The sequence below is a fragment of the Curtobacterium sp. NPDC090217 genome, from assembly GCF_044746705.1.
In the GTDB taxonomy this organism is placed as follows: Bacteria; Actinomycetota; Actinomycetes; order Actinomycetales; family Microbacteriaceae; genus Curtobacterium.
The window spans coordinates 256,657-268,314 of sequence record NZ_JBIVCR010000005.1 but is presented as its reverse complement, the minus strand read 5'-3'; the positions used below and the strand labels follow the sequence as shown (position 1 = coordinate 268,314).

At 69.6% G+C, this 11,658-nt stretch carries 13 protein-coding genes; 5 read left to right on the top strand and 8 right to left on the bottom strand.

Annotated features, from left to right (window positions below; translation table 11 throughout):
• Nucleotides 1-336 precede the first annotated feature (336 nt).
• Nucleotides 337-1,347, bottom strand: coding sequence for an LLM class flavin-dependent oxidoreductase (locus tag ACIPJ2_RS17755; protein WP_402729943.1), 1,011 nt, complete (start codon nt 1,345-1,347; stop codon nt 337-339).
• A 76-nt stretch (nt 1,348-1,423) separates the two neighbouring features.
• Here ACIPJ2_RS17755 and ACIPJ2_RS17750 point away from each other — a divergent pair, with 76 nt between their 5' ends.
• Nucleotides 1,424-3,979 (top strand): DEAD/DEAH box helicase, encoded by a 2,556-nt coding sequence (locus ACIPJ2_RS17750; RefSeq protein ID WP_402729942.1) that lies wholly within the window; start codon nt 1,424-1,426, stop codon nt 3,977-3,979.
• Between the two features lie 34 nt (nt 3,980-4,013).
• Here ACIPJ2_RS17750 and ACIPJ2_RS17745 read toward each other — a convergent pair whose 3' ends face one another.
• Nucleotides 4,014-5,042: an NAD-dependent epimerase/dehydratase family protein gene (locus ACIPJ2_RS17745; protein ID WP_402729941.1), complete on the bottom strand. Its 1,029-nt coding sequence runs from the start codon at nt 5,040-5,042 to the stop codon at nt 4,014-4,016.
• Nucleotides 5,043-5,145: 103 nt separating this feature from the next.
• Between ACIPJ2_RS17745 and ACIPJ2_RS17740 the strand changes: the two genes are divergently transcribed.
• On the top strand, nt 5,146-5,979 hold the full coding sequence (locus ACIPJ2_RS17740; protein ID WP_402729940.1) for a helix-turn-helix domain-containing protein: 834 nt from the start codon (nt 5,146-5,148) through the stop codon (nt 5,977-5,979).
• Nucleotides 5,980-5,984: 5 nt separating this feature from the next.
• Here ACIPJ2_RS17740 and ACIPJ2_RS17735 read toward each other — a convergent pair whose 3' ends face one another.
• The 3 genes from ACIPJ2_RS17735 to ACIPJ2_RS17725 are packed head-to-tail and all read right to left on the bottom strand — an operon-like array spanning nt 5,985 to nt 7,163.
• Nucleotides 5,985-6,392 carry a PIN domain-containing protein gene (locus ACIPJ2_RS17735; RefSeq protein ID WP_402729939.1) on the bottom strand — a complete coding sequence of 136 codons (408 nt, stop codon included), beginning with the start codon at nt 6,390-6,392 and terminating at the stop codon, nt 5,985-5,987.
• Nucleotides 6,392-6,592, bottom strand: coding sequence for a type II toxin-antitoxin system VapB family antitoxin (locus ACIPJ2_RS17730; protein ID WP_402729938.1), 201 nt, complete (start codon nt 6,590-6,592; stop codon nt 6,392-6,394). The genes ACIPJ2_RS17735 and ACIPJ2_RS17730 overlap by 1 nt, the downstream gene beginning before the upstream one ends.
• Nucleotides 6,593-6,641: 49 nt before the next feature.
• The gene (locus tag ACIPJ2_RS17725) at nt 6,642-7,163 is read right to left on the bottom strand and encodes a ribonuclease H (protein ID WP_281265718.1); all 522 of its coding nucleotides are present in this window, start codon (nt 7,161-7,163) and stop codon (nt 6,642-6,644) included.
• A 91-nt stretch (nt 7,164-7,254) separates the two neighbouring features.
• Between ACIPJ2_RS17725 and ACIPJ2_RS17720 the strand changes: the two genes are divergently transcribed.
• Nucleotides 7,255-7,596 carry a hypothetical protein gene (locus ACIPJ2_RS17720; protein WP_402729937.1) on the top strand — a complete coding sequence of 114 codons (342 nt, stop codon included), beginning with the start codon at nt 7,255-7,257 and terminating at the stop codon, nt 7,594-7,596.
• Here the strand turns inward: ACIPJ2_RS17720 and ACIPJ2_RS17715 are convergent.
• The 3 genes from ACIPJ2_RS17715 to ACIPJ2_RS17705 form a co-directional block, all read right to left on the bottom strand.
• Nucleotides 7,593-8,099, bottom strand: a complete 507-nt coding sequence (locus tag ACIPJ2_RS17715; RefSeq protein WP_402729936.1) for a hypothetical protein — start codon at nt 8,097-8,099, stop codon at nt 7,593-7,595. The genes ACIPJ2_RS17720 and ACIPJ2_RS17715 overlap by 4 nt on opposite strands.
• A gap of 117 nt (nt 8,100-8,216) precedes the next feature.
• A complete protein-coding gene (locus ACIPJ2_RS17710) occupies nt 8,217-9,035 on the bottom strand; it encodes an aldo/keto reductase (protein WP_402729935.1) in 819 nt (272 codons plus the stop codon).
• 262 nt (nt 9,036-9,297) lie between these two features.
• Entirely contained in the window at nt 9,298-10,503 is a 1,206-nt protein-coding gene (locus ACIPJ2_RS17705; protein WP_281265713.1) for an MFS transporter, read from the bottom strand.
• Nucleotides 10,504-10,891: 388 nt separating this feature from the next.
• Here ACIPJ2_RS17705 and nrdH point away from each other — a divergent pair, with 388 nt between their 5' ends.
• Both nrdH and nrdI read left to right on the top strand, forming a co-directional pair.
• Nucleotides 10,892-11,125: a glutaredoxin-like protein NrdH gene (gene nrdH, locus ACIPJ2_RS17700; RefSeq protein WP_022904483.1), complete on the top strand. Its 234-nt coding sequence runs from the start codon at nt 10,892-10,894 to the stop codon at nt 11,123-11,125.
• 101 nt (nt 11,126-11,226) lie between these two features.
• Nucleotides 11,227-11,643, top strand: a complete 417-nt coding sequence (gene nrdI, locus ACIPJ2_RS17695; RefSeq protein WP_402729934.1) for a class Ib ribonucleoside-diphosphate reductase assembly flavoprotein NrdI — start codon at nt 11,227-11,229, stop codon at nt 11,641-11,643.
• Nucleotides 11,644-11,658 lie beyond the last annotated feature (15 nt).

Here is an 11,658-nt window from a genome sequence, read left to right as displayed (position 1 = left end):
TGGGATCGCCGCGTGAGCGACACGGCCTCCTGATCCGGCCGATGGAGCCCCGGCGGTCCCGGTGCGTCATGGTGCGCCCCCGCTTCTGCGGGGGCGCATCTCTTCTTCCACGCGGAGGTTTTTCCGTATGCGGAATATGTCGTGACGAATCATCACGATTCGCTGAATCGGGGCGTCCGAGTTGTGACAAACAACGAAGATGGTGGAACGATGAGTGCACCATCCCGTACGGATCAGGGACGAGATGGTCATCCGGCGGGAGCCCCGAGACTCACCAACTCGTGCTGGGCTCCGCCGGATGCCTGACATTCGTTCTGTCGTCCACCGACTCGGGGTTCAGCCCAGGTGCGGGGCGATCTGTTCGGCGATGACCGTCAGGATCCGCTCGTGCGACGCGGCGTCGCCGTTCGCCGGCAGGGTGATCACGAGTTCGTCGGTCGCGGCCACGGCGGGGTCGGCGCGCAGGGCCTCGACGATCGCCGCCGGATCGCCGGACAGCACCTTGCTGAACCGGAACGGCGGGTTGCCCGACAGCGGCCGTCCCTCGTCGTCCATCCCCGACGCGTAGCCGGTGAGGAACTCCTCGTGCACGGCACGGTCGTGGTCGTCGAGGAGCGGGACGACGATGCGGCCGACGGCGACCTTCGGCGTGCGATCGGGGTGCAGCTCGGCGAAGCGCTCCCGGTACGCTGCGATCTGCGCGGCCTGCGCGACGGCGAAGGGCTCGCCGGTGTCCTCGGTGTTCAGGGTCGAGCAGTGCAGCAGCAGGCCCTTCTCGGCCGTCCGGACCGCGGTGCCCACGCTGCCGCCGCCCCACCACACACGGCTCCGCAGTTCCGGGCTGAGCGGCTGCAGCGTCAGGTCCGTGTCGGCAGGGATGCTCTCGTACCCCTTGCCCGAGGTGCCGAGGGGCTCCCCGTCGAGGACCTGGAGCAGCCGAGCCGCGCGGGCTTCTGCCTCGTCGCGGAAGCTCCGCTCGGTCGCGCCGAACACCGGGTCGAGGATCGGGCCGTACCCGGCGATCCCCGTGCTGATCCCGAGCTGCACGCGGCCGCCGCTGAGCAGGTCGACGGTGCTGGCGTCCTCGGCGAGACGCACCGGGTCCTCGTAGCGCATCCCGAGCACCGCCGTGCCGAAGCCGATCGTGCTGGTCCGCTGCGCGGCCGCGGCGAAGAAGGTCATCGGGCTCGTCAGGAAGGGCTCGAAGTGCCGTCCGCGCACCCACCCCGTGCCGTACCCCAGGCGTTCGGCGGTCTCGAAGAGCCGTAGACCGTCCTCGAGGGCGGCGGCAGCACCGGCTGGACCACCGTGGTTCGGGACGAAGGAGAGGAAGCCGAGTTCGCGCACGACGTGAGTCTATGCGCGCGTATCGAGCCGAGCCTCCCGGACCGTCGCCACGTCACCATGCTGGGAGGATGGGGGCATGACCGACGTCACCGTCCACGCCCCGCTCGTCGCCGCGATCCCTGCGGCCGTCGGCGGCGCCGTCGACCCCGACGCCGTCTACGAGGCCTTCGCGGACTGGGCCGCGAGCGGCGGCCGCCCGCTGTACCCGGCGCAGGACGAGGCCGTCATCGAACTCGTGTCCGGCGCGAACGTGATCCTCAGCACCCCGACCGGCACCGGGAAGTCCCTCGTGGCCGCCGGCGCACACTTCGCGGCGCTCGCCGAGGGCAAGCGGAGCTACTACACGGCACCGATCAAGGCGCTGGTGTCCGAGAAGTTCTTCCAGCTCGTGGACCTGTTCGGCGCCCAGAACGTCGGCATGGTCACGGGCGACTCCAGCGTCAACGCCGACGCCCCGATCGTGTGCTGCACGGCCGAGATCCTCGCGAACCTCGCCCTGCGACAGGGGCCGGACGCGGACGTCGACGTCGTGGTGATGGACGAGTTCCACTTCTACGGCGACGCCGACCGCGGCTGGGCCTGGCAGGTGCCGCTCCTGGTGCTCGAGCGGGCGCAGTTCCTGCTGATGTCGGCGACCCTCGGCGACGTGACGACCATCGCGGACGACCTCTCGCGGCGCACCGGGCGGCCCACCGCTCGCGTCACCGGGGTGTCCCGTCCGGTGCCACTGTCGTACGAGTACGTGGTGACGCCGGTGCAGGAGACCGTCGAACGCCTGCTCGAGGAGGGCAAGGCGCCGGTCTACATCGTGCACTTCGCGCAGGCGGCGGCGCTCGAGCGGGCGCAGGCGCTCATGTCGGTGCGCGTTGCCGATCGCGCGCGTCGGGACGCCATCGCGGAGGCGATCGCCGGGTTCCGGTTCAGCGCCGGGTTCGGGCAGACGCTCTCCCGGCTGATCCGCGCCGGGATCGGGGTGCACCACGCCGGCATGCTGCCGAAGTACCGTCGGCTCGTCGAGCAGCTCGCCCAGCGCGGGCTCCTGCCGGTGATCTGCGGCACCGACACCCTCGGCGTCGGCATCAACGTGCCGATCCGCACGGTGCTGCTGACCGGGCTGACGAAGTTCGACGGCACGAAGATGCGGCAGCTGTCCGCGCGGGAGTTCCACCAGATCGCGGGACGGGCCGGACGGGCCGGGTACGACACCGAGGGCGACGTCGTCGCGGAGGCGCCCGAGCACGACATCGAGAACGCCCGCGCGGTCGCCAAGGCCGGGGACGACCCGAAGAAGAAGAACAAGGTCAAGAAGAAGAAGGCACCGGACGGGTTCGTCTCGTGGGGGCAGGCGTCCTTCGAGCGGCTCATCCAGGCCGAGCCCGAGCCGATGGTGTCCAGGATGCGGATCACCCATGCGATGGTGCTGTCCGTCGTCGCCCGCGGTGGCTCGGCCTTCGACGAGGTCCGGTCGCTGGTGTTCGACAACCACGAGCCCCGTGCCCGGCAGCTCGCGATGGCCAGGCGTGCGCTGACGATCGCCAGGACGTTGATCAACGCCGGCGTGATCGAGAAGGTCGAGGACACCTACCGGCTGACGGTGGACCTGCAGGCGAACTTCGCCCTCAACCAGCCACTGTCGCCGTTCGCGCTCGCCGCCTTCGAGCTCCTCGACCCGGAGTCGCCCACGTACGCCCTCGACATGGTGTCCATCGTCGAGGCCACCCTCGACGACCCGCGCGCGATCCTGTCGCAGCAGCAGTTCAAGGAGCGCGGCGAGGCGGTCGCGCGGATGAAGCAGGAGGGCATCGAGTACGAGGAGCGCATGGAGCTCCTCGAGGAGGTCACCTGGCCGCGTCCGCTGTCCGAGCTGTTGGAAGCGGCGTACGAGGCCTACGCGGCCGAGCAGCCGTGGGTGCTCGACTTCACGCTGTCGCCGAAGGCCGTCGTCCGCGACATGTACGAACGGGCGATGACCTTCGGGGACTTCGTGCGGTTCTACCAGCTCACCCGCTCCGAGGGGCTCGTGCTGCGGTACCTCTCCGACGCGTACCGGACCATGCGGCAGACGATCTCCGACGAGCAGCGGACCGACGAGCTCGACGACCTGATCGAGTGGCTCGGCGAGCTCGTCCGACAGGTGGACTCCTCGCTCGTCGACGAGTGGGAGGCGCTGGTCAACGGGGATCTGTCGCTCGCGGCGGCGGAGCACGAGGAGATCGCCCCGCCGCAGCCCGCCCGGCTCACCGGCAACGTGCGGGCCTTCCGGGTCCTGGTGCGCAACGCCCTGTTCCAGCGGGTGCTCCTCGCCGCGCGGGACGACGTCGAAGGGCTCGGGGTGCTCGACGGCGCCGCCGGGTTCGACGCCGACGCGTGGGACGCCGTGCTCGAGGAGTACTACGAGGCGCACGACCACGTCGGGACGGACGCTGACGCGCGGTCGATGCAGTACCTGGTGCTGTCCGAGCAGGGCCGGACGTGGCGCGCTCGACAGATCTTCGCCGATCCCTCCGGGGACAAGGACTCCGGGTTCTCGGCGACGATCGACCTCGACGCGTCCGACGAAGCGGGCGAGGCCGTCGTGCGGGTCACCGAGATCGGGCGGTTCGACGGGTGGGCCGAGGTCGACGTCGACTGAGGCGGGGAGTCGGCTGCGCAGCGTCGTTGCGTCGTTACCTCGTTGCGAGGGTGCGTCCCGCGTCTGTGATCGCCTCGTGCGCGTCCCGCGGCGTCCAGCCGAGCACCGTGCGTGCCCGCTCGTTCGACGTCCGCTTGGCGTAGCCGAGATCGGGGACCATCGCACGGAACTGCGGCTGGGTCTCCGCCGCCGCGCGCACGGCGTCGTCGGGGAGGACCTCCGTCGGGACCTCCGCCGCGCCGTCGCCGAGGTGTTCGCGGAGCGTGGTCGCGATCTCGTGCAGCTCGAGTGCGGGTCCGTTCGACAGCAGGAACCGCTTGCCTGCGGCATCCGGGACGGCGATCGCGCTGACGTGCGCGGCGGCGACGTCCCGCACGTCGACGATCGGGATGAACAGGCGCGGCGTCGCCGGCATCGAACCGTTCAGCATCGACTGCAGGATGTGGTTCGCGCCAGACACGGTGCCGCCCATCGCCGGGCCCATCACCGCGACGGGCAACATGGTGACGAGTTCCAGGTCGGTTCCCTCGACGAGATCCCATGCGGCGCGCTCGGCCAGGGTCTTGCTCTTGCCGTAGGCGTCGACTCCGGGGCCGTCGAGCACGGTCCAGTCGGACTCGGTGAACACGTGGTCGGTGTGCGAGTGCCCCCAGCTGACCGCGTGGAACGCCGACGTGAGCACCACGCGGCGGACCCCGGCGGCCCGCGCGGCGCGGAGCACGCGGGTCGTTCCCTCGACCGCGGGGCGGATGACCGCGTCCTCGTCCTCCACGTGCCCGGGCATCACGGGGGACGCCACGTGCAGCACCGTGTCGACACCGTCGACTGCTGCTGCCCAGCCGCTGTCGGACAGCAGGTCGGCAGCGACGAACTCCAGCCGGTCGTCAGCAGTCATCCCCGCGTCGTGCAGCACGGCCCGGATGTCTGGTTCACGTGACAGCGAACGGATCGTCGTGCGGACCTCGTACCCGGCGTCGAGGAGCTGCAGGATGCAGTGGCCGGCGATGAAGCCGGATCCGCCGGTGACGAGGACGCGAGTGCTGGTGCTGGGAGTCGTGGACATGGGTCCCACCCTCGCGCGGCACCGTCGGGTGTTCCAGACCGCTCCGCTCCTGGTAGCGGGGCGACCAGGCAGCGAGGACGGGATCCGGCCTAGCGTGGGAGCCATGACCGACGCGACCAACCCCCTCGGCGAGTTCCTGCGCGCCAGGCGCGAGCTCGTGACCCCGGAGCGGGCCGGCATCCCGGTCGTTGGAGTTCGCCGGGTCGCCGGGCTCCGTCGCGAGGAGGTCGCGATGCTGTCGGGGATCAGCAGCGAGTACTACCTGCGGCTCGAGCAGGGGCGCTACCGGAACCCGTCCGTGCAGGTGCTCGAGGCGATCGCGCGGGTGCTGCAGCTCGACGAGGAGACCACCGCGTACCTGCTGGGGCTCGTCGTCTCGCAACCCAGGACTGCACGCCGTCGCGCGGCGCGGGAAGTGGTGCCCGCGAGCCTCCGATCGTTCCTCGACGGCCTCGGCAGCCCCGCGTTCATCGAAGGCCGCTATCTCGACGTACTCGCCGCGAACCCGCTCGCCGCGGCGTTGTCACCGCGGCTGGTCGTCGGGGCGAACCGGCTCCGCGACGTGTTCCTCGACGCGGAGGAACGGGCGCTGTTCGTGGACTGGGAGGCAGCGACCGAGGGGCTCGTCGCGTCGTTCCGGCAGTCCGTCGGTACCTCCATCGACGACCCCCGTTGCGTCGAGCTCGTCGGGCAGCTGTCGATCGCGAGTCCGCGGTTCCAGCGGCTCTGGGGACGACACGACATCGGTGGGCGCCGTGGTGCGCTGATGCGGTTCGACCACCCGGTCGTCGGCGAGATCAGCCTGCACCGGGAGAAGCTCGTGCCCGCCGAGGCGCAGAACCTCACCGTGGCGATCTACCACGCCGACGCGGGCAGCCCTGATGCCGACAAGCTGGCGCTCCTCGCTGCTTCTATCAAGGCGGTCGTCGGGTCCTGATCTGATCAGGCCTGCTCGGCGAGGTACTCGTGCCGGAACTCGTCCACGCTCGCTGCGATGTGCTCGTAGTCACGATCAGCGCTCAGGACAGTCGCCCCGTTGCGGACCGCGTACGCCGCGATGTGCACGTCGACCGGGCCAGCGCCCCGCACGAAGCCGTTGCTCCACAGTGCGCTCTGGATGGCGGTCACATCGTCGACGTCGGGGTGGATCGACGCTTCGAGGAAGGCTTCCATGTCGGCGCAGTGGTCGCCGTGATCCGCGCTCGATCGCGCCGAGTGGCAGTACTCCAAGACCTGCGGCGGGCAGGTCACGATCAGGTCCTGCGTCGCGATCGCGCGGAGTCGCTCAGCGATGACCGGCGAGCGCCCTGCTTTCCACCAGACGGAGTTGTCGACGATGTAGGTCGCCATCAGGGGTGGAGTTCGTCCGCCGCGGTGGGGTCTTCCGCGAAGTCCCGGGCGATGATGCGCTCGACTGCTGCAGGCTGACGACGGACCGCGATGAGCGTCTCGAGTGCACGTTGGACGACTTCTCGGTTGGAGCGAGCGCCTGTCAGCTGCTTGGCGTCGTCGAGCAGGGGTTGGTCCAGATCGATCGTGGTGACTGCCATGATGAGCTCCTCGCCGTTTGTATAAGCGAGTATATAGACGGGGCCGTGATCAGAACAGGGTCGCCGGCGGGGTCGCCTCGGGCAGCGGAGCCGGCTCGGTGACCTCGACGCCGGGCCACCCCGGCCCGTGCGGGACCTCGGTGCGGTTCTGGTAGGCGGTCGCTGCGCCACGAGCACGGACGTCGGCGGCCTCGTTCATCTCGTGACCGACGTGGCCGCGCACCCACTCGAACGTGACCTTGCGGCCCTGGAGTTCCTCGTCGAGCTCCTTGATGATCTCCACGTTCATCACGGGCTTGCCGTCGGCCTTCCGCCAGCCCTTCCGCTTCCACCCGGCAAGCCACTCGGTGCAGGCCTTGATCGCGTACTGGCTGTCGCAGAGGATGTGCAGCGGTTCGTCGGTGCCCTTCGTGGCACGGAGCAGCTGGAGCACGGCGGTGAGCTCACCGATGTTGTTCGTGGCCTTCGGCCAGCCTCCGGCGGCCCACCGATCGTCATCGACGTACCAGGCCCAGCCGGCTGGGCCGGGGTTGCCGAGGGCGGAGCCGTCAGCGGCAGCGACGATCGTCACGGGGTACCTCCTGCGAGTGGCGAGTGCTGATCAACCGTAACGGACCGGGACCGGACCCGGATCGCAAGGTGCACGGCCTACTGTGCAGGGCATGACCGACGACCGTACTCCCGAGGTGCCCGGACCAGGACCCTCCGACGACCGTGCCCGCGAGGACGAACTGCGCGATGCTGCTCACCACGAGGGGTCCGACGGCGTGAGCGGGTCTGCGCAGCGCGCCGTGGACACCTCCTACAGCCCGTCCAGCGAGCGCGAGACCGTGGCCTCCCAGACCGAACAGCGGAGTGGCGGGGAGCTGCGCGAGGACGGGATCGACCCGTCGCGGGTCGTCGCGGCGCCGGGGACCGGGGGTGCGGACGACGCGGGAGACGTCGAGCCCGAGCCGGGGGATCTGCACCTGCCGTGGCAGTCCGAGGACGACCGCCGGGGCTAGGCCGACGCCCGGTCGAGCTCCCGGACGAGTTCCTCGCCGTCGCGGACGTCCCAGAAGGCGAAGGGCTGCGGGCCGAACAGCCCGTCGAGCCCGGTGTTGGCGTAGATCCGCATCGCGGAGGCACCCGACAACAGCGAGCGGACGTCGCGGCGATCGCCGTCGTTCCACTCCACCGAGCAATGGCGGCGCCCTCCGCTCCAGGTGGTGGTGCGGTCGGTCCGTCCGATCGGGACGTCCCGCGTCGACCGGGGCGTGACGATGAGTGCGCGCCGGCTCGTGACGGCGTACGCCGTCGTGCGTTTCCGGTGCCGCTTCACGAGGAACCGGCCGACGACGAGATGCAGTCCGAGCAGGACGAACACGCCACCGAACAGCGGGAAGAAGACCGGCGCGCCGCTGCCGAGCGCCTGTGCTTCCCAGAACACCGCGAACCCGCACCACAGCAGCGAGAACGGCACGAGGAAGGCGTCCCGGCCGGAGAACAGCTTTGCCGGGTCACTCATCCCTGCCCAGTACAGATGCTCGTCCGGGCGAAGCTGGTCACGCGCGGTCTGCTGAGGATCGATCACGCTCCAGACTCTACGGACGCTTCCCCACGGCTCCTGGGCGCCCGTACCCCGTCAGGAGACCGAGTCGGGGTGCGACCCCGTCCGCTCGCCCGACTCCAGCCCGGCGATCGCCGCGAGTTCGTCGTCCGTCAGTGCGAAGCCGTCCACGTCGATGTTCGACGCGATGCGTGACGGCGTGACCGACTTCGGCAGCACCACGACGCCCTGCTGCACGTTCCATCGCACGAGCACCTGCGCCACGCTCACCCCGTGCGCCGCCGCGATCCCCGCGAGCACCGGTTCGTCCATGAGTCGCCCACGACCGAGCGGCGACCACGCTTCCGTCACGATGTCGTGCTGCTCGTGGAAGGCGATGAGCTCCCGCTGCGGCAGCCACGGGTGTCGCTCGACCTGGTTCACCGCCGGGACCTCACCGGTCTCCGCGATGATCCGCTCCAGATGGGGCACCTGGAAGTTCGAGACCCCGACGCTGCGCGCCCGCCCGGACTCCCGCAGCTCGACCAGTGTCCGCCAGGTCTCGACGTAGCGGTCGTTCGCCGCGGCCGGCCAGTGGATCAGGTACAGGTCCACCGCGTCGAGCCCGAGCCGGTCGAGGCTGGCGTCGAACGCCCGCAGGGTCGCGTCGCGCCCCTGGTTGCTGTTCCACACCTTCGTGGTCACGAAGACGTCGTCACGGTCCAGCCGGGTGGCCCGGATCGCCTTGCCGACGCCCGTCTCGTTGCCGTACATCTCGGCGGTGTCGACGTGGCGGTATCCGCTGTCGAGTGCGGTTCCGACCGCGGTCGCGGCTTCGGCGTCGTCGACCTTGTACACGCCGAACCCGATGGCGGGGACGGAACGACCGTCGCGGAGGGGGATGGAGGTGACCATGCGTCCATCCTGCCGGTCGTGGCGGGGCCGAGCCGAGCCTCCAGTCCGTTCCGTGGAGAACCGGGCTGTCGCGCGTCGCTGTGGAGGACGCTCGTTCCTACCCACAACGCTCGCGATAGGAAGTCGAATCGCGCGTAGGGGGTCGGAAGTTCCGACCGACTACGCGCGATTCCGCTTCCTACGCGCGAAACGGCCCAACGCCACCGCCGGGGACGGGGACGGGGACGGGGACGGGGACCGGACAGGAGAGCGCGAAGCGCCCCTACGTCGGGATGTTCACCGGCTCGGTGTCGGGGATGGGGCTCGCGTCGCGACCGCGCAGGTCGGGGAGCCACCGCTTCGCGAACAGCGGCAGCAGCACACCCACGAACGCCGCAGCAGCCCCGACGAGCATGCCGCCCGTCGCACCGTGCAGGTCGATGAGGAACCCGGCCACCGCGGAACCGAGCGCAGCGCCGATGAGCTGCCCCGTCCCCATCCAGCCGTACGCCTCTGCCGTGTCGGAGAACTTCACCGTCGCCGACACCGAGCCGAACATCACCGCGAGTGCGGGCGCGATCCCACCACCCGCGATGAGGAGCGCGAACGACAGCCACCAGAACCCGGTGCCGAACGTGGCGAGCCCCAGGCCGATGAAGACGATGAGCATGCGGGTCCACAGCGTGTTCGGCGAGATCGGACGGTGGCCGAACGCCAGGCCGCCGACCAGGGAGCCGATCGCGAAGATCGCGAGGACGATGCCGGCGTTCGGGCTGCCCTCGCCGAACGCGCTGGTGACACCGGCCTCGACCGCGGCGCACGCACCGATGAGGAGCATGCCGGTCAGGGTGGCGACCACGACGGACGGGCGCTTGAGGACCACGCCGAACGCGCGCTTCGAGCGGGGGATGCGGACGCGGCCGAGCTCGGGGGAGGCGATGAACCACACGCCGCCGACGACGAGGAACACCATCGCGAGGACGATCGCCTCGACCGTGCCGATCTGCGTCGCGACGAACGTGGTGATGACCGGGCCGGCGACCCAGATGAGCTCCTGCGCGCTTGCGTCGAGGGAGAACAGGGGTGTCAGCTGCGTCGACGTGACCATCTTCGGGTAGATGGTGCGGACGGCCGGCTGCACGGGTGGGACCGCCAGGCCGCCGATGAACCCGATCACGACGTAGGCCCACAGCGGCATCAGCACGAACGCGATGACGCCCATGCTGGCGAGTGCGACGAGGCTCGTGAGGATGAGGACCGGGCGCATGCCCCAGCTGCCCATCCACCGGCTGGTGAGCGGTCCCGCGATGGCCTGCCCGACGCTCGTCGTCGCGAGCACGAGACCAGCGGATCCGTACGAGTGGAACACGTGCTCGACGTGCAGCAGGTAGGCGAGCGAGAGCATCCCGAACGGGAACCTCGCCGTGAGTTGCGCAGCGATCACTCGGCCGACGCCGGGGGTCTTCAGCAGGTTGCCGTACGCGCTCACGGGTCGAGTGTACGGACCGGACGGGAGGTCCGTGGGTCGGGCGTCACCCGTCCGGGGGAGGCGTCGGCTGCGACCCCGATCCGGCACGACGGCGACACGCCGATGCGCTCATTCCACACATGTGGATCGAGGCTGTCCACGGGTGTGGGGAAATGTCGGTGGTCGGCCGCAGACTGGCGGAATCACGGGGCTCGCGGGAATCCACAGACTGTGGAGGGCGTTGTGGAGAACTACACGGCTGTAACACTTTCTCTTGTGGTCGGTGCCGTGGTCGGCCACTAGATGTAGTGTGGAGTCCATCGCAGCGGCCCCTTCCCGGACACGTCTGCGCACAGGCATCAGCACCACCTCCACAGCACGAAACAACCAGCAAGAACCAGGGGAGATCATGGCCGTCACCGTCTACACCAAGCCGTCCTGCGTCCAGTGCACCGCGACGTACCGAGCCCTCGACAACAAGGGCATCCAGTACGAAGTGCACGACGTCTCGACGGACGAAGCAGCGCTCGAGCACGTCAAGAGCCTCGGCTACCTGCAGGCCCCCGTCGTCGTCACCGACGACGACCACTGGTCGGGCTTCCGTCCCGACAAGATCGCGACGCTCAGCGCCGAACTGGCGTAGTCCGCCGGGTGGTCGAGCCGAGCCCGCTCAGGAGGCTCGGATCACCACCCGCAGACGCCCTCCGGTCCGTCAGCCACGCACCTTGTCGTAAGGAGCGAACCATGAGCCGACTCGTCTACTTCTCGAGCGTGTCCGGGTACACCGCACGCTTCATCGAGAAGCTCGGTCGCGATGCTGACCGGATCCCGCTCTACCCGAGCGAACCGTTCCTCCACGTGGACGAACCGTACGTCCTCGTGCTGCCCACCTACGGGGGCGGCAACGGCGACGGGGCGGTCCCCAAGCAGGTCATCAAGTTCCTCAACGACGAACACAACCGGTCACTGATCCGGGGAGTCATCGTCGGCGGCAACACGAACTTCGGCGAGGCGTACGGCCTCGCAGGGGACGTCATCGCACAGAAGTGCCACGTCCCCGTGCTCTATCGATTCGAACTCTTCGGAACGCCTGACGACGTGCAGGCGGTCAACTCAGGATTGGATGCATTTTGGACGCAGCAGTTGCAGACGTCGATCTGACGTCGCCGACGACGG